The organism is Streptomyces mirabilis, assembly GCF_039503195.1.
Taxonomy (GTDB): Bacteria; Actinomycetota; Actinomycetes; order Streptomycetales; family Streptomycetaceae; genus Streptomyces; species Streptomyces mirabilis_D.
Map to the genome: position 1 here is coordinate 10910464 of NZ_JBCJKP010000001.1, position 24534 is coordinate 10934997.

The 24534-nt window shown below is 70.0% G+C and carries 24 protein-coding genes and 3 pseudogenes; 14 read left to right on the plus strand and 13 right to left on the minus strand.

Annotated elements, in window-relative coordinates; translation table 11 throughout:
• Nucleotide 1 precedes the first annotated feature (1 nt).
• Nucleotides 2–1204, minus strand: coding sequence for an IS110 family RNA-guided transposase (locus AAFF41_RS50120; protein ID WP_343326198.1), 1203 nt, complete (start codon nucleotides 1202–1204; stop codon nucleotides 2–4).
• A 471-nt stretch (nucleotides 1205–1675) separates the two neighbouring features.
• Nucleotides 1676–2047 (minus strand): hypothetical protein, encoded by a 372-nt coding sequence (locus tag AAFF41_RS50125; RefSeq protein ID WP_343326199.1) that lies wholly within the window; start codon nucleotides 2045–2047, stop codon nucleotides 1676–1678.
• Nucleotides 2048–2344: 297 nt separating this feature from the next.
• Here AAFF41_RS50125 and AAFF41_RS50130 point away from each other — a divergent pair, with 297 nt between their 5' ends.
• The 5 genes and pseudogenes from AAFF41_RS50130 (at nucleotide 2345) to AAFF41_RS50150 (ending at nucleotide 4509) form a co-directional block, all read left to right on the plus strand.
• Nucleotides 2345–2935, plus strand: coding sequence for a type I-E CRISPR-associated protein Cas7/Cse4/CasC (locus AAFF41_RS50130; protein WP_343326200.1), 591 nt, complete (start codon nucleotides 2345–2347; stop codon nucleotides 2933–2935).
• Nucleotides 2932–3723 carry a type I-E CRISPR-associated protein Cas5/CasD gene (gene cas5e, locus AAFF41_RS50135; RefSeq protein WP_343326201.1) on the plus strand — a complete coding sequence of 264 codons (792 nt, stop codon included), beginning with the start codon at nucleotides 2932–2934 and terminating at the stop codon, nucleotides 3721–3723. Before AAFF41_RS50130 ends, cas5e begins: the two co-directional genes overlap by 4 nt.
• Nucleotides 3724–3728: 5 nt before the next feature.
• Nucleotides 3729–4013, plus strand: a pseudogene (locus tag AAFF41_RS50140) (type I-E CRISPR-associated protein Cas6/Cse3/CasE); the annotation flags it as partial.
• Between the two features lie 104 nt (nucleotides 4014–4117).
• Complete coding sequence (locus AAFF41_RS50145) at nucleotides 4118–4252, plus strand: hypothetical protein (protein WP_319753864.1); 135 nt, start codon at nucleotides 4118–4120, stop codon at nucleotides 4250–4252.
• Nucleotides 4249–4509: a type I-E CRISPR-associated protein Cas6/Cse3/CasE gene (locus AAFF41_RS50150; protein ID WP_319753888.1), complete on the plus strand. Its 261-nt coding sequence runs from the start codon at nucleotides 4249–4251 to the stop codon at nucleotides 4507–4509. Before AAFF41_RS50145 ends, AAFF41_RS50150 begins: the two co-directional genes overlap by 4 nt.
• A gap of 404 nt (nucleotides 4510–4913) precedes the next feature.
• Here the strand turns inward: AAFF41_RS50150 and AAFF41_RS50155 are convergent, their stop codons facing one another.
• Nucleotides 4914–5819 carry a LysR family transcriptional regulator gene (locus AAFF41_RS50155; protein ID WP_319753866.1) on the minus strand — a complete coding sequence of 302 codons (906 nt, stop codon included), beginning with the start codon at nucleotides 5817–5819 and terminating at the stop codon, nucleotides 4914–4916.
• Between the two features lie 138 nt (nucleotides 5820–5957).
• Here AAFF41_RS50155 and AAFF41_RS50160 point away from each other — a divergent pair, with 138 nt between their 5' ends.
• The 3 genes from AAFF41_RS50160 to AAFF41_RS50170 all read left to right on the plus strand — a co-directional run bounded on the left by AAFF41_RS50160 (nucleotide 5958) and on the right by AAFF41_RS50170 (nucleotide 8773).
• Nucleotides 5958–6776 carry a 3'(2'),5'-bisphosphate nucleotidase CysQ gene (locus tag AAFF41_RS50160; RefSeq protein WP_343326202.1) on the plus strand — a complete coding sequence of 273 codons (819 nt, stop codon included), beginning with the start codon at nucleotides 5958–5960 and terminating at the stop codon, nucleotides 6774–6776.
• A 41-nt stretch (nucleotides 6777–6817) separates the two neighbouring features.
• On the plus strand, nucleotides 6818–7414 hold the full coding sequence (locus AAFF41_RS50165) for an NADPH-dependent F420 reductase (protein WP_319753869.1): 597 nt from the start codon (nucleotides 6818–6820) through the stop codon (nucleotides 7412–7414).
• 1017 nt (nucleotides 7415–8431) lie between these two features.
• Nucleotides 8432–8773 carry a histone-like nucleoid-structuring protein Lsr2 gene (locus tag AAFF41_RS50170; RefSeq protein ID WP_319753870.1) on the plus strand — a complete coding sequence of 114 codons (342 nt, stop codon included), beginning with the start codon at nucleotides 8432–8434 and terminating at the stop codon, nucleotides 8771–8773.
• Nucleotides 8774–9220: 447 nt separating this feature from the next.
• Here the strand turns inward: AAFF41_RS50170 and AAFF41_RS50175 are convergent, their stop codons facing one another.
• Entirely contained in the window at nucleotides 9221–9625 is a 405-nt protein-coding gene (locus AAFF41_RS50175; RefSeq protein ID WP_343326203.1) for a hypothetical protein, read from the minus strand.
• A gap of 222 nt (nucleotides 9626–9847) precedes the next feature.
• Between AAFF41_RS50175 and AAFF41_RS50180 the strand changes: the two genes are divergently transcribed.
• The 4 genes from AAFF41_RS50180 (at nucleotide 9848) to AAFF41_RS50195 (ending at nucleotide 12922) form a co-directional block, all read left to right on the plus strand.
• The gene (locus tag AAFF41_RS50180; RefSeq protein WP_319753872.1) at nucleotides 9848–10813 is read left to right on the plus strand and encodes an ArsR/SmtB family transcription factor; all 966 of its coding nucleotides are present in this window, start codon (nucleotides 9848–9850) and stop codon (nucleotides 10811–10813) included.
• A 216-nt stretch (nucleotides 10814–11029) separates the two neighbouring features.
• The gene (locus AAFF41_RS50185) at nucleotides 11030–11920 is read left to right on the plus strand and encodes a hypothetical protein (RefSeq protein WP_343326204.1); all 891 of its coding nucleotides are present in this window, start codon (nucleotides 11030–11032) and stop codon (nucleotides 11918–11920) included.
• A gap of 13 nt (nucleotides 11921–11933) precedes the next feature.
• A complete protein-coding gene (locus AAFF41_RS50190) occupies nucleotides 11934–12101 on the plus strand; it encodes a hypothetical protein (protein ID WP_319753874.1) in 168 nt (55 codons plus the stop codon).
• 143 nt (nucleotides 12102–12244) lie between these two features.
• Nucleotides 12245–12922, plus strand: a complete 678-nt coding sequence (locus AAFF41_RS50195; protein WP_343326205.1) for a sensor histidine kinase — start codon at nucleotides 12245–12247, stop codon at nucleotides 12920–12922.
• A gap of 34 nt (nucleotides 12923–12956) precedes the next feature.
• Here AAFF41_RS50195 and AAFF41_RS50200 read toward each other — a convergent pair whose 3' ends face one another.
• Nucleotides 12957–13328, minus strand: a complete 372-nt coding sequence (locus AAFF41_RS50200) for a hypothetical protein (protein WP_343326206.1) — start codon at nucleotides 13326–13328, stop codon at nucleotides 12957–12959.
• Between AAFF41_RS50200 and AAFF41_RS50205 the strand changes: the two are divergent.
• Nucleotides 13231–13572 (plus strand): annotated as a pseudogene (locus tag AAFF41_RS50205) (transposase); the annotation flags it as partial. The gene AAFF41_RS50200 and the pseudogene AAFF41_RS50205 overlap by 98 nt on opposite strands.
• A gap of 370 nt (nucleotides 13573–13942) precedes the next feature.
• Here the strand turns inward: AAFF41_RS50205 and AAFF41_RS50210 are convergent.
• The 8 genes and pseudogenes from AAFF41_RS50210 to AAFF41_RS50245 form a co-directional block, all read right to left on the minus strand.
• Nucleotides 13943–14245: pseudogene (locus AAFF41_RS50210) on the minus strand (DUF308 domain-containing protein); the annotation flags it as partial.
• A 253-nt stretch (nucleotides 14246–14498) separates the two neighbouring features.
• Nucleotides 14499–16178, minus strand: a complete 1680-nt coding sequence (gene mhpA, locus AAFF41_RS50215) for a bifunctional 3-(3-hydroxy-phenyl)propionate/3-hydroxycinnamic acid hydroxylase MhpA (protein ID WP_319753875.1) — start codon at nucleotides 16176–16178, stop codon at nucleotides 14499–14501.
• Nucleotides 16175–17323 (minus strand): VOC family protein, encoded by a 1149-nt coding sequence (locus AAFF41_RS50220; protein WP_319753876.1) that lies wholly within the window; start codon nucleotides 17321–17323, stop codon nucleotides 16175–16177. Before AAFF41_RS50220 ends, mhpA begins: the two co-directional genes overlap by 4 nt.
• Before the next feature lie 108 nt (nucleotides 17324–17431).
• Entirely contained in the window at nucleotides 17432–19198 is a 1767-nt protein-coding gene (locus tag AAFF41_RS50225; RefSeq protein WP_343326207.1) for an FAD-dependent monooxygenase, read from the minus strand.
• A 48-nt stretch (nucleotides 19199–19246) separates the two neighbouring features.
• Complete coding sequence (locus AAFF41_RS50230) at nucleotides 19247–19618, minus strand: amidohydrolase family protein (protein WP_319753878.1); 372 nt, start codon at nucleotides 19616–19618, stop codon at nucleotides 19247–19249.
• Nucleotides 19619–19862: 244 nt separating this feature from the next.
• Complete coding sequence (locus AAFF41_RS50235) at nucleotides 19863–20213, minus strand: DoxX family protein (protein ID WP_319753879.1); 351 nt, start codon at nucleotides 20211–20213, stop codon at nucleotides 19863–19865.
• A 70-nt stretch (nucleotides 20214–20283) separates the two neighbouring features.
• Nucleotides 20284–22206 carry an acyl-CoA synthetase gene (locus AAFF41_RS50240; protein WP_319753880.1) on the minus strand — a complete coding sequence of 641 codons (1923 nt, stop codon included), beginning with the start codon at nucleotides 22204–22206 and terminating at the stop codon, nucleotides 20284–20286.
• Nucleotides 22207–22301: 95 nt separating this feature from the next.
• Nucleotides 22302–23255 (minus strand): fumarylacetoacetate hydrolase family protein, encoded by a 954-nt coding sequence (locus AAFF41_RS50245; RefSeq protein WP_319753881.1) that lies wholly within the window; start codon nucleotides 23253–23255, stop codon nucleotides 22302–22304.
• 156 nt (nucleotides 23256–23411) lie between these two features.
• Between AAFF41_RS50245 and AAFF41_RS50250 the strand changes: the two genes are divergently transcribed.
• A complete protein-coding gene (locus AAFF41_RS50250) occupies nucleotides 23412–24083 on the plus strand; it encodes a TetR/AcrR family transcriptional regulator (RefSeq protein ID WP_343326208.1) in 672 nt (223 codons plus the stop codon).
• Nucleotides 24084–24534 lie beyond the last annotated feature (451 nt).

Consider the following 24534-nt stretch of genomic DNA (forward strand, 5'->3'; position numbering starts at 1 on the left):
GTCAAGTCGCCTGCGGGACCGGCGGGGCGGACGTGAACATCCTCTTGTCACGCAGCATTGCCCACAGGACATCGACCCTGCGTCGGGCGAGGGACAAGAGAGCCTGGGTGTGACGCAGCCCCTCGGCACGTTTCTTGAGGTAGTAGTCGCGGGAGGGGCCTGGCCTCGTCATCGCGGTCTGCGCGGACAGGTACATGACGTGCCGCAGTCGCCGGTTGTACCGCTTGGGCCGGTGGTAATTGCCGGTTCGGCGGCCGGAGTCGCGCGGCACTGGGGCGAGGCCGGCGTGAGAAGCCAAACGTCCGGCGTTCGCGTACGCGGACAGGTCGCCGACGATAGCGACGAACTCAGCGCCCAGGATGGGGCCAATGCCCGGCAGGGACTCAATGATCTCGGCACGGTCGTCCGTGCGGAAGGTCTCGCGAATCTGCCGGTCGATGTCCTTGATGCGCTGATCCAGGACGAGGATCTGATGGGCAAGGCCGCAGACCAGTCTGGCGGCCCGTTCTTCGCCGGGCAGCGCGGTCTGCTGGCTCTGAGCGGCTTCCACCGCCCCGGTTGCGACCTCGGCGGCCTTATGGACCTTGCGGCGTTCGAGCCAGGTGGTCAGCCGCTTGACGCCGATTCGCCGCAGGGCGGCTGGCGTCTGGTACCCGGTCAGCAAGACCAACGATCCCTTACTGCCCGAGTAGTCGAAGGCCCGTTCCAATGCGGGGCAGATGCCGAGGAGCAGGTCCCGCAACCGGTTGATCAGCCGCACCCGGTCGGAGATCAGATCGGCGCGGTGCGCGGTGAGCAGCTGCAGCTCGGAAACCAACTCCGGGGGCGTCACCAGCGGTGCGAAGTCCCGACGCATCCGGGCTGTGTCGGCGATGACCAGGGCATCCTTGGCGTCGGTCTTCCCCTCGCCGCGGTACGCACCGGACAAGCGGTTGACTGTGCGCCCGGGGATGTAGACCACCAGCTGGCCGTGGGCGATCAGCAGGGTCAGCAACAGGGTGGAAGCGCGGCCAGAAATGTCCACCGCCCACCTCACCTCGTCGCCAGCCTCGCAGGCCGTTGCGATGAGCTCGAGGATCTCGTCTTCGTCGTTGAGTACTTTCTGGGAGAAGACCCTGTCGCCGTCAGCGTTGACCGCCACCGCCCAGTGATGTCCCTTGCCGGCGTCGATGCCGACCCATATCTGCTCGCTTGTCACGCCCATGTGGTTCGCTCCGCTCCTCTACGCCAGGTGCGTTCGTGGCCCGGGGAACACTCCGCCGACAGGTCCTTAACCAGCGATGTCCGCAGCTCTCAATCAGCAGTCAGAGCGTCCCGGAGGACCGGGCGGCCATTCACCTTGAGCCATCAACGGCAACGACTGATCAGCCACACCCGGTCCTCCTGGACCGCCCACATTCTTAAGGACGACTGATGGCCGGACCCACAGGCCGCGGCAACTCCCGCGGCGCCGCACTGGGCGATCTCCTGCGCGCCCAGGTCACCCCCGCCACCGGCTGTCGACGTACAGCGCCAAGCACTGGCACGCCCAGCTCAGCCAGCTCACCGGGACCAGACGCGGCTACGAGGCCCTGGAGAGCGCCGGCCTCGACGCCAAACCCGACACCCTGATCAAGTGGCTGTCGGATCCCGAGTACAACGTCCGCCGCAGCTACCGCAACCTCATCCACACCGCCTACGAGAACGTCGCCATCGTCCCCGCCGACCCCATCCCCGACCACGTCAAGAACGGCCAGTTCGAGATCAGCGGCCTCGTCAAAACCGGCGCCGACGAACGCGAACGCGGCAACCGCCGCGCTGCCCCCTGCGCATCGACGGAAGCCGCGGCGACTGGAGCGACATCGAGGCGCTCTGGCTGGCCGGCGACCTGCGCGACGACGACTTCGAGGACCGCTTCATCGACGACGTCATCATCGCCGACATCGGCGAAGGCACAGACGGCTGGGAATTCTCTGGCAGCAGCTACTCCGTTGAACTCAGGTAACACACCAGATGGGAAGCCGCGTATGAGCACCAGCCCTGAAGAGCCCGCGTTACCGCTGAGCATTCTGTACGCAGAGGCGGCTGCGAGCGCCCGTCGTCGCGTGTCCGCTCTCCTTGAAGCAGCCGGCGCAAGACTGGGGGAGGTAAAGCACCTCCTTGCGGTGATCGAGGCCGGTGCCGTAGAAGGCGGCCGGGCTGGCTCGGTGCCGTCCAGGCGGTCGCGAGCAGGCTCACCCACATCGCCGACCGCACTGTCCGCCAGGCCCGCGCGACAGCCGCCGCTCCACAACCGCCACCGGCCGCATCGAGCCCGCCACCGCGCCGCTCGCCCACGGCGGTCACCGCCGCGGGGGAGGAGCAGGTGCACCGGGTACGCGAGGCAGCCGAGCGGATCTTCGTATCCCTGACCGGCTACACCAGCTACGACCGCGACCTGTCGGAGGAGATCCTCCCGGTCGTCCTCAAGTGCGTCGGTGCCGAGCAGCAGGACGGCTACGTACGGCAGTTGGATGTTTTTCGCGCGGGGACGCGCGAAACGAGCGGAGCGAGTATTCGGCTGCCGGAGGCAGAGCCTTTCAACCGCTCCATGCCCACCGGCCATCAGAACTCCGCCCACCGCACCCTGCCCCACCTGGTCCTGGTCACCGTGCGCGCCGACCAGCCGGTCAACCTGGTCTCCGCCTTCGAAGAGCCCGTCGCCGGCCACAGCGGCCTGGCCGCCGAATCCGCGGTGCGCCTGGCCGGCGAACTAGCCTCCGTCGGACAGACTTGGGGCACCGTGCCGACGCGGACTGTGGCCACCTACGCCCTGGATGCCGACAGACTCACCGACACGTTCGGGCCCTCCCTCGCCTTCCCCGCCCTCCTCGACCAGGTGGACGCCCTGGTCGGCGCATGGCTGGCCGACGGCGGCCTCGGCCAGTCCGAGACCGCACAGGCCGGTGCGCGATGACCACCGACCAGGCCGTGCTCGTCCTCAGGCTGGCCGCCCCCCTGCAGTCCTGGGGCGGCCCTTCCCGCTACAACCGGCGCGACACCCTGCCCCAGCCCACCAAATCGGGCATCGTCGGCCTGCTCGCCGCAGCCGACGGCCGGTCCCGCGAGGCGTCCCTGAGCGACCTGCTCGGCCTGCACCTGGGCGTGCGCGTCGACCAGCCGGGCACCCTGCTGCGCGACTACCACACCGTCAGCGACCACCGCGGCCTTCCCCTGTCTTCCCCTGCCTTCAGCGAAGGTGACGCCAAAGGCCTGCAGAAAAAGACCAGCCCGGCCAAGTACACCGGCGTCACCCAGCGCTACTACCTCCAGGACGCGGTCTCACCGTCGTCCTGCGCGGCGCTGCCCCGCTTCTGGCCGGGTTGGAATGCGCCGTACGTCAGCCGGTCTTCCCGCTGTCCCTCGGCCGCCGCTCCTGTCCGCCCACCGGCCCGGTCAGTCTCGGCCTGCGCCCGGACGCCGCCTGCAGGAGGTGCTCGCCGACGTGCCCTGGCAGGCGTCCGCGCACCGCCGCCACATCCGCACCCCGCAAGTGGTGCTGGATGCCCCCGTCGAGGATCCCTCCGCCGACCTTCTCGTCGACGATGTCCCCGACACCTACAGCTTGAAGACGGGCACCGTCTTCGGCCGGCGCGCCGTGCGGCACCTGTGGGCGACCATCCCCACCGGCCACCCGGCCGGGCCCACGCCCGCACCCGACCAGACCGTCCCGGTCACGACCTTTTCGCCCTCCTGGGCTGGTGACGAACATGCCGTACCCGTCAAAGGTCGCCCTCAACCCGCGCCGTCGCAGTGCGCTCGCCCTTCTCTCCAACCCCCACCGGCTGCACGCCGCCGTCCTGGGCGGCCTCGCAGCCCAGCCCGTCGCCGAACGCGCCCTGTGGCGCCTGGAGACCAACACCGCCCACCGCGCCCAGATCCTCGTCCTCACCAACAGCCGGCCTTCCTGGGAACACTTGGTGGAACAGGCAGGCTGGCCTGGCGCCGACGGCGGCGAACCCCTCATCGCCGACTACACGCCCCTGCTCCAACGCGTCGCCCTGAGCAGGGAGTTCGCCTTCCGGCTGACCGCGAACCCGGTGCAGACGCGCCCGGCACACCCATCCGGCGCCGCGGCTTCCGCGTCGCTCACCGCATCGTGGAACAGCAGATCGGCTGGCTGCTCAAGCAGGCCGACCGCCACGGCTTCACCGTCCCGGCCGCCGCCACCACCGAGCCCGCCCCGGCCTCCGCATCGACGAAGCCCTGCCCCCGGCGCCCGCCGTCGCTCTGACCGCCCGCGACATCCTGCGCTTCCACAAGCGCACGGGCGGGCCCCGCGTCACCGTCTCCACCGCCACCTTCCAAGGTCAGCTGCGCGTAACCGACCCCGACGCAGTGCGTAACGCCCTGCTGACCGGCATCAGCCCTGCCAAGGGGTACGGCCAGGGCCTCCTCACCCTCGCCCCCTCCCGGAGGAGACCCCGCGGGGCTGAAGCCTGGTGGATGGCCGTCACGACAACCAAGTCGTCCCCGCGCCCGCGGGGGTAGCTTGCCGTACACCCCGCCGTGGATGGTCACGGGTGGGTCGTCCCCTCGCCTACGGGGCCACCCCCGCGAGCGCGGGGACAACCTGCTGCTGACGTACAAGCAGATTGCCGCCGCGTTCGGCGACGTGCCGAGCGACCGCGCCTACGCTGTGGCGTGCGTACCGCTCCAGGGAGCGGACGGAGGCGTGGCGGTAGCGAGCCAGCAGCATTGGGATGGAGGCAGCCAGGAGACCGTCAAGACGTCCTGCATTCTCGGCAAACTCGGGCTTCGCGACCGCGTTCAGGTTGGTCGTGTGCGCCTGCCGCCGGGGGCTGGTGATCTGATGCGGGTCCGCACAGCGGTCGGCCGTGCGGCATCAAGGTGGTCGCGTGGACGTATGGGTGAAGCGGCCGGGACGGCGCCGACTACGGCGCTCCGCGCATGGCCAGCGCGGTTCGCGCCTGCCCGCGCAGCCAGGCGTGGGCGTGGTCGGTGTCGTAGCGCTGATGCCACGACAGGTATATCGGTGCCGACGGCAGTTCGAGCGGGAGGGGGAGCACGACCAGGCCGAGGTCGGCGACCGCTGACCGCGTGGTGGCTTCGGGGACGCTGATCAGGATATCGGAGCCGCGCGCGAACTCCAGCGCGGCCGCTTCCGTGGGCGCGGTCGCCACCACGCGGCGGGTGAGGCCGAGCCGCGCGAGGGCGTCGTCGAGGGCATTGCTGAGGTTTCCACGTCGCGAGACGGTGACGTGCTCAGCGTCGGCGTACCGCTTTGCGGTGACGGTCCTGACGCGGGTGAGGGGGTGCCCCTGCCTCACGACGATGACGAGGCGGGTCTCGCCCACGTTCTCGGCACGGATGTCGGGTGTGCTCGGGCGGTTGGCGTTCGCCTCCAGGTCGACCTCGCCGCGGCGCAACTCGGGGGTGTCGATGCTCGATTCCGCGACGAAGCGCAATCGCACGCCCGGTGCCTGTCCGCGCACGGCCGCGAGCAGTGCGGGGCCGCTCAAGGCGACCAGGGAATCGTGCCAGCGGAGTGTGAAAGTGCGCTCCAACGTTGCCAGATCGAGTTCACGGCTCGGTGCCAGCACCCCCTGGACCTGGTGCAGCAGCTCATGCACCTGTTCCCGGACGGCGATCGCATACGGCGTCGGGGTCATCGTGCGGCCGGTGCGCACCAGGATCTGATCCCCGGTCGTGCGCCGAATCCGGCCCAGACTCCGGCTCATCGCGGGGGCGGTGACATGCAGGCGCGCCGCCGCCCCGGCCACACTTCCCTCCTCCAGGAGCGCGTCGAGCGCGGCGAGCAGGTTCAAATCCAATTGCATGTGAGTAATCCTAGCCGTGCCTGACATGCATTTGAAGTTAACTGCGGGGCTGCATACCGTTGAGGCGAAGCGCAAGAAATAACGCGCAGTTCGGCCCTCGACCGGCCTCAGCACCCCTCCTCAGACGGGAATACCACCATGTCCGAAACGCTTCAGACCACTGACCTCGCCGCCTCCGACGCCGACCTGCTCGCCCAGACCGCGATCGCCGTGCGTGAGGCGGGTTCGGCGCTGCGCGAGCGCTTCGGCGAGGTGGTCCGCTACCAGACCCGCGAAGAGCTGATGCGCGCGCTCGCCGCCAACGACGACACGGCCCTCGACATCCTGCGCCCCCGCCTCACGCGCCTGCGCCCGGACGCGGGCTGGGTGGAGGACGAACTGGACGGCGGGGCGCTGCCGCCCGGCGAATGGTGGGTCGTGGATCCGGCCGAAGGCAACGTCAACCACCTGCACGCTCTGCCGGAGTGGGCGGTGACCGCCACCCTCGTGCGTGAGAACCAGCCGGTGCTCACCGCGGTCCACGTGCCGTTGACCGGCGAGACCTACACCGCGCTCACCGGCGCGGGCTCCCACCTCGACGGCCGGCCGCTGCACGTCTCCCAGACCGCGGACCTGGGCCTGAGCATCGTGGCAACCAGCCAGGCCCGGCCGGACGAGGACGAGAAGGTCGTGCGGCGCGTCGGCTCCTCGATCACCGCGATGCTCTTCGACGCGCTCGTCGTTCGCACCGCCGTGCCCGCGACCCTGCACCTGCTGAACGTGGCCGCCGGCCGGATCGACGCCTTCTGGCTGTTCGCCGGCGCCCGCGCGGACTTGCTGCCCGGGGCGCTGCTCGTCACGGAGGCCGGTGGACAGATCTCCGACGCCGAGGGTGGCCCCTGGACCCCGCAGAGCGAGAGCTTCCTGGCAGCCGCGCCCGGCGTCCACGCCGAGGCCGTCGCCACGCTCTCACGCTGACCGCGCACCACAACCTGCACGCACGGAAGGACCAGATCTTCATGACCACGATCGCAGTTCTCGGAAACGGCCGCGTCGGCGGCAACCTGGCCGCAGCCCTCACCCGGGCAGGGCATGAGGTGACCGTGGTGGACCGCGCGCCGGGCGCCGCCGCCGACGCTGCCCGGACAGCCCAGATCGTCATCAACGCCACCCCGGGTGCCGGCTCGCTGGACCGGCTCGCCTCCCTGCGCGAGGAACTGCGCGACAAGATCCTCGTCGACGTCTCCAACGCCACTGTCGACGGACCGGACGGACTGCCCGCCGACCTGATCTACCCCGGCTCAAGCCTCGCCGAGCAACTCCAGGAAGCGCTCCCCGAAACGCGCGTCGTCAAGACACTCAACACCATGCTCTTCCCGGTGATGACCGCGCCAGCCACGCTCACCCAGGCGCCCGATGCCTTCCTCTCCGGCGAGGACCCGCAGGCCAAGCAGACCGTCCGTGAACTGCTCATCAACCTCGGCTGGCGCAAGGAGTGGATCACTGATCTCGGCGGGATCCAGACCGCCCGCGCCACGGAGGCCGCGATACTGTTCGTACCGCACGTGATTCGGGCCAGCGGATTCGCGCCCTTCGCGATCTCGATCACCCGCTGATCCGCACACAGTGCACCGCCCCCGGCGGGCCCACATCCAGAACGGATACGACAGCGCAGCCAGGGCCGGCGATTCAGCGCCGGACGGCGACCCGTGGCCACCCTTCCCGGGGCCGTCGGCCTCGCACCGAGGAATCGGCCCCTTTCACGGCGGACGAGCTTGCGGAGTTGGTCGCGAATCCGCCCGCCGATGCACGCGGCGGCCGCCGGCACCGGCCTCACACTTGCCGATCCAAGTGCGGATGCGTGTGCATGGCGCCGGCGCCGGACGGCATCACGCTGCCGCTGAAGTCGTGACCTGGCATCGATGGTCAGGCTGCCTGGCCGTAGCCGTCCGAGCCGGGGCCGTCGCCGCGCAGCGTGCTGAAGTCGACGTCCAGGTGCGGGTCGTACGCCTTGGGCTCAACGCTGAGTTCGCGGCCAGCGCAGCAACTGCGGCGGTAGCGGTGCGGGAGGCGCGGGTGAAGCGCACGAGGGCGTACCTCTCGAAGATCGCGAACTGTTTGGGATCTTCGTAGTGGGTCTGCATCCGGCCCGTCCGGCAGTCTGCCGTCGGCTCACCCGTGCGGCTGGTAAGTCACACCGCTGCCAATGACTGTTGCGGCCGCGAGGCCGCACTGTCTTCGCTGCCTTGCGGAGAGTGAGACCCCTCGTCATGAGCGTGACCATCCACTCGGCAGCGGTCGACGACGTGCCGCGCTGGCGCACCCGATCACCTGGCGGACCGTGGCCTTGCTCCGTTCACGACTTGAGGCCTTGCCGGCGGAGGAACGGTGCCCTTCGGCCGCGCCAGATCGCTGCTACGCGGTGGCTGCGGCGATCCTCTGGACGGCGAAGCGGTGCAGCGCAGCGAAGACCGCAAGATCCACCAAGCTCTACTGGGCGAGCCTCCGCACACCAAAAAAGGGACTGAATCCCAAGTACGTCAACGCCTTCACGCTGGCCCATGGAAACAGCAGTACCGAGACCGAACGCCTGCGATTTTCAGATTCGCCTGAACGTGTCCTACGATCCCCACATGGCCCAGAAAGTAGTCACAACATATGTGGATGATTTGACCGGCGAGGAATCGTCGGAAATCGCCACACACAGCATCCTCATCGACGGAGCTGGGGTCGAGATCGACCTCACGGATGAGAACTACGAAAAGCTCCTTGAGATCTTGAATCCGTATCTCCACGCTACCGGCGCTCGCAGGATTCGCGGTGGCGCGAAGGCCAAGGGGAAGCTCAAGGCTCCGACGGGCGGTAACGACGACTCGTCGGCGATCCGGGCTTGGGCTAAGGCAAACGACTTCGAGGTCAGCAATCGTGGTCGCGTGCCGGCCGCGGTCCGTGAAGCGTACGAGAAGGCTCGTTGAGGCTCGTCGAATAGAAAGGTGGCCCCGCTGTTGCGGGGCCACCTGCACCCGAATCCACCGGTTGATCTTTTGCGGCGGAAGATTGCCGGAGATGAGGTGCCTTGCGGCCTGTGATGATGGAACTCTTCTACGGCTCCATCGGGCACGTACAGTAAGGCATCCCGTAAGTGCAATCCTCTCACGGCCCCTCAACCGTCTTCGTCGTGTTCGACGAGCAGAATCTGATGGCGGACGCGAGGCTGGTGCCGCTGGTCCGGCTCGACGAGCGACCCGGCCTGCCGCCCAGGTCGCCGAGGGGGTGCGGATCACCGGCGCGGCCAACAGCGCCGGGGCGAATCCATCGGCGAAGGCGATGACCCTGGTCGCGGCGATGTGCGCGGGGGCCGACTCGATCGCGGAATGCGCCGGAGCAATGTGCACGACGCATTCCGCATGGCATGTCCAGTGTCAGCAGTGACTCAGGCCGTTGTGGAAGGCGTTCGCGCCGTCCACGTACGGCGCGAACGTCCACGCCGGGTTCGGGGCAGGGAAGAAGTCGCTGTAGCCGTACCAGTTGAAGTTGGCCTGGCTGGTCATGTACCAGACGTCACCGTCGTTGCCGATCTGCTGCCCGACCACCGAGCAGACAGCGGTGATGCTGTCGCCGTGCGACTTGAACAGGGGGTTCGTGTCCCTGAGGTACGTGCCGGAGGTGCTGGATCCCGAGTACAGGCCCACACCGTGGGCGGTGCTGAGGGGGACGTTGATGTAGCTGTTGGCCGAGGCGCTTCCCGTCGAGAGGGCCAGGGCGCCGACAGCCAGGGCCGCGGTCGCGCCGGCGACCGCGATACGCCGTCCGAGCTTGAACTTCATTCGTGCCTCCATCGATCACTGGAACGTGCAATTCATGGCGTACAGCCGAGGAGCTCCTCCCCGACTCATGTCCTTCCGGTGCGCAGCCAGTTGGCGACGTGACGGACTGGTGCCGCCTGATGTCGCTCGGCCGACCTGCCCGGACTTCAGGAAAGCGACTGTCATGTCCGCCGTCGAATGATTCGATGAGATTCGAAGGCGACGGCTGAGGCGGGGGTATGGATGATCCGAATTGAGCTGGGTTCGCACGGATTAAGCCGGATCAGGTTCGCGATAAGTCCCCTCAACACCGCCGAGGACCTTCTCTTCACGCTGGGCCGCTTCCCCCACGTGCTCGACAGCCCGTGGCGCGCGCGGGCCGTCGAAGCCTTACGGGGCAGGCGGCTGGGGCTGCTGGCCGTGATCGCCGGAGGCGGCCCAGGCGGGTATGCACCTGATTTCCCCCGGCCCGAACCAGCCGGCTTTCAGCCCCCGGTGGACGCGGAACTGCACCAGGTCGCCACCACGTCACTGGAGCGGATCCGCTACGAGTTGACTGTGGCCGTCAATGGTCACTCCTGGAACCGGGCCCGTAAGCCGCCCACGCTGCTCCTCGCCGCCATGGAGCGAGGCGAAGACGGCATCCGAGCGTGCATAGCCGACCAGCTGGAACAGTTCTGGCAACACGTGCTCGCCCCCGACTGGCCGCGTATACGCGGCCGTCTGGAAGGCGACATCACCGCTCGGTCCGCCGCGATCGCCCACCACGGCCTCAGACAGATGATCAACCAGCTGGCCCCGAACCTGGCCTGGCGCGACGGCGGCCTCGACCTGGCCCCCAGCACCCACCAGATCAGGATCGAAGCCGACGCCGCGATCCTCGTACCGAGCACGTTCGTCACAAAGGCCATCTTCTGCGCAGGCGAGCCAGCCGGGACCCCGGCCCCGCGCACACCGTTGATCGTGTATCCAGCGATCCCAGATTCACGTGCGCCACTCTCCCGAGCGGACCAGTTGATCGGCGCAACCCGAGCACAGCTGCTGGCCGAACTCGCCCAACCCCACACCACCGCCGAACTCGCCGAACGCCTCCACCTGAGCCCCGCGACCGTCTCCTACCACCTGCAAATCCTCCACCGCGCCGGGCTCCTCCAGCGCACCCGCCAAGCACGCAACGTCCTCTACCAACACCTGCTCAGCACCGCGTGAATATGACGCGCCCCGACAGCCGTGTGATGGACCGCCCCAGTCTGGGAATCACAGTTGGCCACGGCCTGGAGGTTGACCTCGCTCCGCAAGCATCGACGCCACCAACGTTCTGCCCGAACAGCATCGCCAGGCACAGTAATTGGGCGACCATGGGGCGGACTGGAAGGGACGGCTTTTCCGGCGAGATCAGGAGCATTCGACATCTGCGAGGGGGCCATGGGGGAAGCCGAGGGGCCGCAGTCCCGTACGTTGTCCGACATCGTCGGTGCGCCCGGCTGCTGCCTGTGGTGGACGGTGCTCGCCGTCCTGAGCGCCATGACCTGCGGGCTGTTGCTGGTCCTCGGACAGAAGGGGCCCGGGGACTCCGGGGGAGGGACACAGAAGGCCTACGTCGAGGAGATCGACCAGGCGCGCCAGCAGCTCTTTACGGGCCAGCTTGTCCACACCGACGCGAGATACATGGGACTTGTAGCAGGTGCGGAGCCAAGCCCGTTCCAAGTCGAGGTCCTGGGCAGGTGGCGCCAGGCCAGGCCAGGTGAAGCACAAGCTCCGGTGAGCGCAGGTGCGCAGATCGGGGTGAAACTGCGCTGCTCGGGCGTCGGAGTCCGGTGCATCCCGTTGTCGTCTGAGCGCCAGAACGTCCTGTCAAAGCGCGACGGAGCCACCTGGATGTGGGACGTGAGCGCGCAACATGCTGGGAAGATCAGCATTGCTCTCACCGTGACCGCCTACTTCCGCGACAGCGACACGGTGCTCGTCGAGAAACCGCCCGTGACCACACACGTCGAGGTGGCCGCGCCGCCCAGCGACAACGGCTGGCTCTCCTGGGCCAAGGAACTGTGGCAGTGGGTGACCGGCGCGGTCACCAGTCTGGGAGGGCTCGCCGTGTCCGTGAGCACCATCGTTGCCCTGGTCGTCATGGTGGTCCGCCGACAGCCTCCGGGTGCCGACGCGGACGATACGGCAACCACCGAGGGCGACGGCGACGGTCCGCGGCCGCGAGCACGGCCGGTGCGGGAGAGCCGTGCGGGTCTCTCCGGCGGCCGGCCGCGCACGCGGTCCACTGCGGGAAGGAGCACTCGGTCCGGCCGCCCACCGCGGTCCTAGCGAATGACAGTCTGTGCGTCCCCGAACCGGCGTGGTTGAGGGCAACTACGCCTCCGGGCTGCCCGGCGCTTCGGCAGACCGCTGCCGGATGACCTCCGGCAGTCGGCGCGGCAACGGATGCCGCAACCCAGGCCTGCTGGTGGAGTTCTCCGACGTGGAAGAGATCGACATCGAGTTGTAGTACCCCGAGCGTTTCCACGTCCGAGGGCGCCCCGCATAGCAATGCATTGCCCTGGCCCTGAACCCCAGCTCGGACGCGGGGACAACTACGCAGGGCTCGGGCACGCCCTCAGCACCGGTCGTGGGGCACGGGAGACGACCCGTGTGACGCCGTGTGCAACCAGGGCGAGGACCGCGAACTCATGGAGCGGACAGGCCAGCACCCACTGGCCCGCCGCGGTCACCACCGCCGCCCGACAGACCCACCGCCTCCACGCCCTCGCCGAAGACCTGCTGCTCTTCGCCCGCCTCGACACCCGCACCCCCATGGCCCGCACCGACACCGTCGACCTGACGGCCCTCGCCTTGCGGCTGACCGAGCAATACCCCCTCACCGAACGACCGTTGACGCTCACCTGCGACAGCACCGCCCCCGCACACGGAAACCTCGACGAATACGAACGGCTGCTGCGCACCCTCGTCGACAACGCCGCCCGCCACGCCGCACACCGCATCCAGATCACCGTCCGATACCAGGACGCCTGGGTCGTCCACACGGTGCACGACGACGGACCGGGTGTGCCCACCGAGGACGCCGAGCGCATCTTCGAACGCTTCGTCTGGCTCGACGACGCCCGCTCCCGCGACCACGGCGGCACCGGCCTGGGCCTCGCCATCGCCCGCGACCTGGCCCACCGCCACCGAGGCACCCTCACCCTCACCCTCACCCCCCCGGCCCCTCGGAGCATGCTTCGAGCTACGCCTTCCCCGAGCCCCCACCCCGGCCGAGGAATGACGCGCTTCACCGCGGCAGCCCCTCGGAACCGGAAGACCACCAGATGACCACGCCCACCGCCACTGCCACAGAAGCGATCATTCACTTCACCCGCCACCTGGCTGAGGCCGGCTGCTGTGGACCTCCACCGCCCGACCCGCGCGCGGTCCGGAGATCACCGCCTGCCGCCACGACGACCTGGGCGGCCGACTCCGCGCGGCCGGCCTCGCCGCGATCGCCGACCGCGGCTTCGTGTGCCTCGACGGTGGTGGCGACGGCAGCAGCGACCCGGCGGTCATCACCGGCTGGAAGAAGCCCAAGGGCAAGCAGCTCCCGCCCGCGAAGAAGCAGGTCAACCAGCTGATCGCTGACAGGCGGGGACGACTGCACCCGCTTCGCAGACGCCCGTGGACTGAAGGCATACGCGGGCTCCTCGCCCATCACCCGCGCCTCCGGCAAGAAGGCGAGCATCACGCGGCGGTGGGTGAAGAACGACCGGCTCAACCACGCCGGCTACCTGTGGGCCTTCGCCGCTGCGAACGGATCACCCGGGGCCAAGGCCCACTACCGTCGGCGCCGCGACGAACACAGAGACTGACACGCGGCCGCCCTGCGGAACCTGTCCAATCGAATGCTTGGACAGCTCTATCACTGTCTTCAGCGGCGCGAGTTGTTCGAAGAACGCACCGCTTTCCCCACCAAACTCGCCGCCGCTTGACGCGTTGGCAACGTGAGGTGTCCTACCGTCTGGTGCGGGTTGGTCGGACCGTTCGTAGGGTCCTCTCACCCGAGGGACACGGGGTGTGGCTGGTGAGGTGGTGCCGCTCGATGGCTGTGCAGACTTGGCCGCCCGGTGTCTCACCGACGGCCAGGCCGCTCATTGGGATTTGCGATCAGAATCGCTGCGTAGGACACCGCTGGCGAGGCCGTCTGAACCGAAGAGGGCACGACGGCGTTAGGGGAATGATGAGCCGGATATGGGCCGGGATCGATGCAGGCAAGGGCTACCACCATTGCGTGGTCATCAACGGTGAGGGCGACAAGCTCCTCTCCAGAACACCGGCGCCCGCGGCGTGCGGCGAAACCCGGGAGAGCGCACCCGTGAGGAAATGCAGGGCCCGAAGATGGCCGGGGACGTGTGTGCCGAAGGCGGCGGCCAGCTGGAAGACACCGATGACCAGCAGGTAGACGCCGAAGAGCGCGCCGACGACCCGCAGCGTCTCCTCCGGCCGGGCAAGGACCACAACGCCCAGGGCGATGGCAGCCAGACCCGTGGTGAGCAGGATCTGCCAGCCCAGGTTCGCCAAGGCACCCAGGCGTTCGGCGGTGGTGTCCGGCCGCTCGGTGCGGGGCGGAGGGCCGGTGCCTGAGGGATCAGAGGGAGATGTCATGGCGTTTCCTCCTCCTAGGAACTGCGTGGTTGGGTCAGCACACCTCCATCGTCACGCCGCCCGGCCCGGTTTCGCCTGGGGCAGACGGAGGTTGCGGCGCTGGTGACCTCCGGCGCGGACGGAGCATCCCCTGCCCAGGCCCGATGAACAGCCAGCAGCAGTTGGTGAACGCCCTCTGCTCGTTGCCGATCCGGCCGGCGAGTGGGGCGACCGGACGTCCAGCACGGGCCGGGAGCTCCTGTGCGATGCGGACTCAGCCGCCGTCACGCGATTCCATGGCCTCGATCGTGGCGCCTCGGGCCGCACGGCCGCCGCTGCACAGCATGGGCGCCCAGGCCGCCGCGGCGGCCGCCAGGTCGTCTCCGCACGTGCTGCCGGGGCGTGGCCGGGCCGCGGTGCCGAGGACGACACGGTCGGGGCGGAGCAGGACGGCACCCGCGCTGCCCATCCAACGCGCCAGGGCACCGGTGCCCGGATCTGCGCGGTGCGCGGCGCCGCCCGTGCCGGGCTGTTGTCGCCGGGGGTCGTGCAGGTGGATGACGCGGGCGTCCAGCGCTCGCACCAGCGCGTGCAGGGCAGGACCGAGCGGCGCGGTGGCCAGGAGCGCGAAGTCCTCACCGAGCAGGTCGTCCAGCGGGCGGGGGATGCCGTCTGAGCCGGGGACCAAGGGCTGGGGGCACAGCGTCCCGGGGCGCGGGTGGCCGAGGCGGGGGGAGCCGACCAGGGGGCCCGGTCTCAGCGGCGGGCTGACGGCGGACAGTACGAGATGGGAGGCACCCGGCAGCCGGGAGAGGCCGGGCAGGACGGCCTTGCGGGCCAGTGCGGTGCCCGTTCCGCCTCCGGTCATGACAGCGCCGACGGCCACGGCGGTGCGGATCAACTGCTGTGCGTGGCGGTGGCGTTCGGCCTGGTAGCTGTCGAGCAGGGCCTCGCTCGCGCGGCCGGTGAGCACGTGGGCGAGCTTCCAGACGAGATTGTGGGCGTCGCGGATGCCCGCGCCCATCCCTTGCCCGATGAAGGGCGGGGTGAGGTGGGCGGCGTCACCGAGCAGGAAGACGCGGTCCTTGCGCCAGCGGTCGGCGACCTGGGCGCGGAAGGTGTAGGAGGCGGTGCGCAGGACGTGCAGTTTGTCCTCGGGGATGCCCGGTGTCCAGGGTGCGACCAGTGCGAGCAGACGTCCCCGGTCGGTGAGCTGCTCCGGCTGCTCGCCGGTGCGCAGGCGGAACTCCCAGCGGTAGCGGTCCTCGCCGACGCGCATGTAGGTGGCCGCCCGTTGCGGATCGCAGATCTGGTGGACGCCGTCCCAGGTGGGCAGCGGCAGGCGGCAGCGGATGTCCACGACCAGCCACTGCTGGGCGGTGGCAAGATCCTGCATCCGGGAGCCGATGGAGGCGCGGACCAGGCTGTTGGCGCCGTCGCACCCCAGGACGGCGTCGGCCAGGAGCGTACGGGAGACGCCGGTGGCCTCGTCCCGGAAGGAGACCTCCACCGGAGTGCCGCCGTGCGGGGGCGGTGTCACGGCGGTGACCTGCACGCCTCCGCGCAGCGTGACCGAGGGATGCTCTTTGAGGGTGTCCCGAAGCAGCTGTTCGAGTTCGGGCTGGTCGAACATGTTGGCCTGGGGAAAGCCGTGCCAGCCGTAGGGGCTGTCGCGCAGGAACTCGGCCAGCACCCGGTGGGCGCCGTCCAGCAGCCGCATGCCGCGGGCCGGACGAGAGATCGCGCTGAACGTCTCATGGATGCCCATGGCCTGGAGGATGCGGTGCACCTCGTCGTCCAGGTGGACGGCGCGCGGCAGCGGATACGCGGCACGGTGACGTTCCAGGACAAGGACGGGCACGCCGTGGCGGGCGAGGAGGGTGGCGGCGCTCAGTCCGGTGGGCCCGGCACCGATCACCGCGACGGGCACACGCTCAGAGGTGGTGGCGGTCACCTGCCAAGGGCCTTCATCAGACCGAGCAGACGGGCGCGGTCGATCTCGTTGTCCTCACGCAGCGCGGAGATCGCCTGCAGGAGCGCCCCCGGCGAGGGCGTCGTGCCGAGGAAGTCCCGGGTGGCCGGCGGGCCCCACTGGGCCAGACCGGAGGCGGACATGGCGGCCCAGCCGGGTTCCAGCGTGTTGTCGAAGACGTCGCCGTCGGCGTAGTGCTCCACCATGAAGCGGTCGGGGTCACGCCAGTAGTCGAAGATCTGGCTGCCCTGGATGTGCCGGCCGATGCCCCAGGAGTGGCGGTAGCCGCGCTCGCGCAGATACTCGCCGCCGGCGGCCAGCACGTCGAGGTCGGCGACCTGATAGGCGGAGTGGACATAGCCCGTGTCGGGGCCCAGGTGCATGGCCAGGGTGTGGTGATCGGCGGGCTCGCTGGCGCGGTCACAGCGGATGAAAGCCATGGTGGGGCCACGGTCGCGCTGCCCGTCCAGGTAGAGGAAGTCGCTGACGATCAGGCCGAGGTGCTGCAGGTACCAGTCCAGGGCCCGCCGGAAGACCCGGGTGGAGAGCACCACGTGCCCCAGGCGCTGCACCTGGGAGGGCTTGCGGGGAGGGCGCTGGGTGGCGTTGATGCGGGCGGCGGTGGTGGTGTCTGTGTTGAGGACGAGGGGTTGTTGCAGCGGCTGTGCGGGCTCCTCGGTGACGCCGTGCACGACGCGGACCGGGATGCCGGAGGGGTCGAGCAGGTCCACGGAGCGGCCTCCGCCGTACTCGGTGAGCGGCCGGACCTTGTGGCCGGTGGCACGGGCCAGCCGGTCGAGGTCGGCGGTGTCGGCAGCCTGGAAGGCGGGGCCGATGAACCGGGAGGCGGGCCCGCGGCGGATCACCAGGCAGTGGGGATCGGCCATGGCGCCGCGCAGATACAGGGCGTCATCTGTACGGGCGGCTGTGGTGAACCCGAAGTCGCGGGCGAAGGTCTCGGCGCGGTCCAGGTCGGGCTTGGTGAACTCCAGCCAGGCCAGGTCGACCACCTTGATGACGGGCTGGGGCGCGCGGCCGGGGTGCTCCCCGCGCAGGGCACCCTGTTCGCTGTGCAGGCCTTGGTGGGCGTCGGCGGCGGGGACGGGGATGGATGTCGGGTCGTTCATAAGGATTCCCTTCCTGTGGCTCCACGACCTGTGGGGGTGAGGGTGGGACCCGGCCCGCCGGTTGCGGCGGCGATCGGCGGGCCGGGTGGCACGGCAGGTGAGCGGTTCCTACCGTGCGAGCAGGGTGTCGAGTGCGGTGGTGAGTTCGGCGGCCGGGTCGGTGGCCGTGCCGTGGGCGCGCCAGCCGACAAAGCGGTCCGGGCGTACCAGGACGGCGCCCTGCGGCGTGTGCCCGCGGGCGGCGGTCCAGGTGGAGCGCAGGTCCCGGTAGTCGCCGTCGAGGTGGCCGATACGGATGGCGTCCAGCGGCAGCCCGCTCTGGGCGGCGATCTTCTCGGCGGCTTCGCACCAGGCCTGGCCGTCCTCTCCGGCGATGAGCAGGAAGCGGCCGGGGCGGACCAGGCGGGCCAGGGCCACGCGGTGGCCGTCGAGGTCTTCCAGCCAGGCGTGGGGCAGCGGGTGTCCGGGGCGGGCGGCGGGCTTGTAGATGCGGATGGGGTCGGGGTTCGCAGGTGCGGGAGTGCCGTCGGGGACGACGGCGGCGGAGTCGTAGGTGTAGCCGAACTCGACGGCCAGTTCGTTGAACTCCGCGGACTGGGCGGCCACGGCGGCCAGGAAGGTGCGGCGGAAGTCGGTGTCGGCGGGGTCCTCGCTCCACAGACGGCGGGCTTGGCGCCAGTTCTCCTCCTCACCGGCCTGCGGCCCGCCGCCGAAGAGGGCGTTGATGGCGATGTGGTTCATGGCGTTTTCCAGCGAGCGCTGGACATTGGTGGCGTCCGCCGGGCGCCGCTCGGGCTCGTAGGTGTCCAGCAGGGCGTCGTCGGCATGGCCGTTCAGGACGGCGGCGAGCTTCCAGGTGAGGTTCTGGACGTCGTGCATGGCGGAGGTCAGGCCGAGGCCGCCGGTGGGCGGGTGGCGGTGGGCGGCATCGCCGGCGATCAGGACGCGGCCGGCGCGGTAGCGGTCGGCGACCACGCCCTCCAGGGACCAGCGGGAGATCATGTGGACCGTCAGCTGCTCCTCGGTCAGCCCCAGCGCCGTGCGCAGGTCGGACAGTACGGACTCGTCGTCCAGCGCGCGGCCGTCCTCGGACCCGTAGTTGAGGTGGAAGACCCACTCCTCGGACTCCGGTCCCCAGCGGTCGGGGCCCATGGGCACGAGCACGCCCGGGATGCCGAGGTCGGGCAGCCACAGCCAGCGGATCAGCACGTCGGGGTCGGTCGCCACCTGGGACAGGTCGGCGGAGATGTGGAAGGAGACGACGCGGGCGAGGTCGCGCACGCCCTCCTGGACGATGCCCACGGCGGGTCCGACGGTGCGGCCGCCGTCGCAGCCCAGCAGGTAGCGGGTCCGGACCTGGTAGGTCTCGCCGCTGTCGCGGTCGGTGATGGTGGCGGTGACGCCCTCGTCGTCCTGGGCGAGTTCGGTCAGTTCGTGGTGGAAGCGGACCCGGCCGGGCGCGAGTTCTTCGGCGCGGGCGCGCAGAACCGGCTCCAGGCGGATCTGGGGCAGGTTGGCCTGTCGCTCGGGGCTGGCCGCGAGCCACTCCGGAGAGTTCCCGCCGGCTCCCCAGGCCTCCATCATGGCGACGCGGCGCCCGTACTCCTCGTGGTCGCCGACCAGGCCGACATACCAGGCGGTGTGGGACATCTGCTCGGCCGGGGTGGAGGCGGCGTAGATGGTGTCGGCCGTGTCGACGTCGCGCATGACCTCCATGGCGCGCTGGTTGAGTACATGGGCCTTGGGCAGGACGGAGGTGCTCGGCCAGGCAGTGACCAGCAGGGACTCGACGCCGATGCGGCTGAGCAGCATGGAGGCGGTGAGTCCCGCACCGCCGCCGCCGACGATGAGGACTGGGACGTCGATGTCGTTCATGGGTACTCCGTGGGTGTCGCGGCTCGGGGCCAGGGGCAAGGGGACGGCTCAGGAGAGGCGGGGGAACAGCGCGTGGGCGTTGTTCCGGTCGATGGCGTGGTGGCTGCTGGTGCCGGGGCCGACGTAGTGGTCGTACTCGCCGGTGAAGACAGCGACGGCGATCTCGGGTGCGAAGGGCCAGTCGGTCCCGAAGAGCACCTGGTCGGGGCGGACGAAGACCAGCAGGCTGGGCAGTGCTGAGGGGCCGCCAGACAGGGCGGTGTCGAACCAGAAGCTGCGCAGGTCCGGAAATCCGCGGCGAACAGCGGCAGCCCTGGCACGGCCGCTGCAGGAAGTGACGAAGTACCCGAACCGGTCGGGGGGCCTCGACGAGTTCCGCGCCGCACTTGCCGGCCATGGCAGCCGCCTCGGCTCCGTCACCCGGCCAGGTACCGGGGGTGGACAGGGACAGCACTGCGGTTTCGACGGCGTAGGTGTCCATCAGGGCGATGGCGTGCTCGGGGCTCCGCTGTGGCAGTTCGCGGTGGCCGGGAGCGTGGATGCCCTTCGACTTCAGCCAGCACGTGTAGGCCGGGGGCAGCACATGCTGGTGGACATCGATGCGTCTCATGGTGGTGCTCCTCCCGGTGCCCAGCCGGTCCCGACGGCCGGGTGGTCACGGCCGCTAGCCGCCGGCCAACAGGACGAGATGGGCTGCGGTCAGAGCCCCCAAGACGGTGGCCGGCAGGCAGCGGGCGGCCGGGTCGCCGCTGCGCAGGTGTATGACGACGGCTCCGGCCATGAGCAGGATCAGGCCCGCTGCGGCGGCGGCACCCAGCGCGGTGATCCGCAGGCCGGCCAGCAGCCCGGCTGCCGCCGCTACCTCCAAGGCGCCCAGCAGGCGGTAGTGGGTGGTGGTCATGCCGACATGGGCTGCGGCCTGGCGCATTGCGGGCACTGCCGCGAGCTTGGCCGCTCCCAGCAGGAGGAAGATCGCTGCGAGGAGGACGGCCAGGACGATGGTGGGGGTACTCATTGAGGTGCTCTCCGTGCGGGCGTAAGGGAATGGCTCGGGGCCGTCCGAAAACGGGTCGCTGCGGCCCGGGTCAGATGACGGGCTGGGGGGCGTACTGCCAGTCGAGGACGTACTGGTCGAGGGCTGCGGTGACCTTGCGCCGTTCCGCCTCGTCGGCAGGGGCGGGCACCGTGACGCGGACTCCTCCGTCGTGCGGCCGGCACAGGATCCGTTCCGGGTCGCAGTGCGCGCCCTGGGCGGCCAGTTCGGCCATGACCGCGCGGCGGGTGGCGTCCAGGCGAAGGCCGAGCTTGTAGGGCTTGCCGACGGCGGTGAGCGGGATGGCGTCGATCACGATCACCTCCCGCGGGGCGGCGGCGCGCTCCGGGGCCTTTTCGGTGGCCCAGGTGAGCAGTTCGGCCGGGTCCACGCGGGCGCCGGGGGTGAGGGTGACGTAGGCGACGGGCACCTCGCCGGCGTGCGGGTCGGGGCGGCCCACCGCCGCGGCGGCGGTAACCTCGGGGTGGGCCAGGAGGGCGTCCTCGATCGTGGCGGGGTCGATGTTGTGGCCCCCGCGGATGATCAGGTCCTTGGCGCGGCCGGCGAGATGGATGAAGCCGTCGGCGTCGATGCGGGCCAGGTCGCCCGTGTCCAGCCAGCCGTCGCGGATCTTCCCGGCGATCTCCAGGCGCGGCCCGTGGGCGGTGTGCTCGGCGACGTAGCCGGCGAAGACCACGGGGCCGCTGATGGCGAGGACCCCGGTGGCGCCTGGCGGCAGGTCGTGCCACTCGTTGGTGTCCGGGTCGATCCGCACGGTCTTGACCTGCTGGTAGGGCAGGCGCCGGCCGACGGTGCCGGGCCGGGTGCGACCGGGCTGGCCGAGGGCGGAGGCGCAGGTCGCCTCGGTCAGCCCGTAGCCCTCATACAGCGGGATGCCGGTGTGCTCCTCGAAGGACGCCCGTACGGCGGCCGGCAGCGGGGAGGCGCCGACGGCGGCGAACCGCATGCTGGAGATGTCCGTGTCGACGGGGACGCGGGCGAGGACGGAGTACACAGTGGGTACGCCGGACATGGCGGCGATGCGGTAGTGCTCCACCAGCTTCCAGAACACTCCGTACAGCTCGGGATCGCGGTAGCCCAGCGGCCCGGCCCACACCACCTGCTGACCACGCAGCAACGGGCCGAGCAGGGTGACGATCAGGGCGTTGACGTGGAACAACGGCAGCGCCGCGAACATCACCGAGTCCTCGTCGAGAGGGATGTTGGCGGCCACCGACCAGGCGTCGACCACCTCATTGGTGTGCGTGTGCGCGGCCAGCTTGGGAGTCCCGGTAGTGCCGCCGGTGTGGAAGTAGGCGGCCAGGTCGTCGGCGGCCGGAGGCTCGATGTCCACCAGCTTGTCGGCGGGATGGGAGGCGGCCAGCTCCGCGAGGTAGCCCACGCGTGTGCCCTCGATGGGTTCCAGAGCGGGAGCGGGGCTGTCGGCCGTGGTGGGGGCCAGGGCCAGCAGCGCGTCCAAGCGCAGCGAGGCGGCGACCTGCCGGGCCGTGGCCCACACCTGCGCGTCCAGTTGCGGACCTGCGGCCACGAGCACGCGCACGCCGGCGCGCCGCAACAGCTGCTCGACGTGCTCGGACGCCAGGCTTGGATTCACCGGGGCGGCGATGCCCGCGGCTTGCGCGGCCAGCAGGGCGGCGGGGAGTTCCGCGGTGTTCGGCGCGAGCAGGCCCACGGCGGCGCGGCGGGTGACGCCGAGCGAGCGCAGCAGGTTGGCGGTGCGATGCACATGGTCGTGCAGTTGCGCGAAGGTCACGGAGGCGGGGCGCAGGAAGCGCGCGGCATCCGGGAGCGCCGCCATGGCCGGACGGTCGGGCCACAGGCGGGCGGCGCGGAGCAGGGCATCGTAGGTGGTGGCGGGCAGACCGCGTTCATGCAGCGGGACGGCCTCGATGGCGGTCAGGTCCGCGGGGCTGTCGCAGGAGGGCCACAGCAGGTCGGTGGGTGTGAATGTCACCGGTGCGCCTTTGCAGGGTGAGGAATGGGGTCAAGTGGCCGGCCCGGTACGGGGATGCCGGGCCGGCCGGTCCCGGGCGGGGGTCCCGGGAGTCTTCAGCGGGCGCGCACCACCGTGCGCTGCTCGCCGAGGTCGAGTACGCCGTCGTCGGTCGCAATGCGGGCCGTGACGACATCGCCGTCCTTGAGGTAGTGGGGGTTCGCCTGCTGGCGGGCGAAGAACTTCTGCCAGCGCTTGTGCGGGGGCAGCAGGGCGGCGAGCGTGGCCAGGAGCTTCCCCGGTGACTTCAGCGCGGTGCCGCCAGGTGTTCCGGTGAGCAGGACGTCCCCGGACTGCAGGGTCTGGAAGCGGGCCAGCAAGGTGAGCGCCTTCGCGGGCCGGACGATCATGTCCGTGGTGGTGCGGTCCTGCCGGGTGGCCCCGTTGACCTTCAGCGTGAGCCGCAGGTCCGGCAGGCGGGCCAGGTCGTCGGCGTCGACCAGGACCAGCCGGGGGCCCAGCGGGGTGAAGGTCGGATACGACTTGGACTCGTAGAACTGCGTCTTGGGCAGCTGCACGTCGCGGGCGCTGACGTCGTCGGCGACGACCAGCGCGGCGACATACTCCGCGAGGGTGGAGTCGGTGACCTCGGTGCCGACCAGCAGGTTTGCGCCCATCACCAGCCCGAGCTCCACCTCGTAGTCCAGGAAGCGCACGTGCTGTGGACGCACGATGTCCTCGTAGGGCCCGCTGACGGACCCGGAGGTCTTGCGGAAGAAGGCGGGCGGGACGGTGTCCGGGTCGAATCCGGAGTCCACCGCGTGCGAACGGTAGTTGACCATCTGCGCCACCACCCGGCAGGGGGTGGTGACGGGCGAGAACAGCTCGGCTTCTCCAGCGGAAAGCCCCGCGTCGGGGTCGGCCGCAGCGCGGCCGGCCGCCTCCTGCACGGCCAAGCGGTCTGCGAGCAGGCCGCCGGTGGTGTCCGCATCGGTGTCCACGCGGTGCAGCCGTCCTCTGCCGCTCTCCACCCACCAGCCGTCTGTGGTGCGGACGACCTGGATACTCATCGGCTCTCCTGAGTCCTGGACAGGCGTCGACCGGACTGCTCCCGCGAGCAGTCTCCGGTCACTAGTGATGGAAGAATCAGTCCAGATGGCATTCTCGTCAATAGCTATCGGTGCTGATGTAATAATCAGCACTGATCTCATGGGTAAGGTGGAGCGATGAGTACCGACCGACAGGGCGGGGCCGACAGCCGGACGCCCAACCCCACGCCAAATCGCCTGGATCGGCGCAAGGCGCGCACGCGAGCCGCGCTAGTCGCCGCCGCGCAGCGGTTTCTCGCCGAGCAGGGGCGGGCCGACGTGAGCATCCAGGAGATCACCGAGGCGGCGGACGTCGGCTTCGGTTCCTTCTACAACCACTTCACCAGCAAGGACGAGCTGTTCGAAGCCGCCGTCGCCCTCACTCTGGAGCAACACGGCACACTTCTGGACTCCGTCGTGGGAGGCCTGAAGGACCCGGCGGAGATCTTCGCCGCCAGCGTCCGTCTGACCGGCCGCCTGCAGCGCACTCACCCGCAAATCGCCAGAATCCTTGTGCGCACCGGCATGCCCTACCTGACCTCCGACAGCGGCCTGGCCCCGCAAGCGATGCGGGACCTGCAGGCGGCCGCCGACAACGGACGGCTGGACATCGACGACGCACACACCGCGGTCGCCATGGCCGGCGGCGCCCTGCTCGGCGTGCTCCACCTCCTGGAGACCACCCCTGACCTCGATGCCGAGCGCGTCACCGACCAACTGGCCTTCCGTCTCCTGTGCATGTTCGGCATGACGCGCGCCGAAGCACAGGAGATCGCCACCCGGCCCCTGCCCTCGCTGCCCGCGATCTGACATGAGCGAAAGGCAGATGTCAGTAGGCGCGGCCTATACGCCGGCGCTAAAGCCCTGAAGCTGCCCATCAACCACAACGCGCGCCGATGGGGCAGCACACGAGAAGACATGCTGGCCGCACACGCCGGGGTTTCGAGGAACCAACCACCACCGCCGTGCTGTTCGGCGAAGCCGACCTCGTCGGCTGACTCGCGCCCGGCCGGTGGGTGTGGGCCCGAGCGCGGCCCACACCGACGGCAGCAGCGAGTGCGTACTGCCGTAATCGTCCTTGTCGGGGCTCTCGAGGATCTCCCGACGGCGAAGCCGAGCAGCATGTCGATCTGCCACTGCACGTCGGGCGCTTCCGGGCACCCGGAGCTGGTGGATGAGGCCGACAAACACCCGCGAGGCCGTCATCTGCGAGGGAATCAGTTCCACCCGATGCCGGTCCGCGCCCGCCTCACCGGGCGAG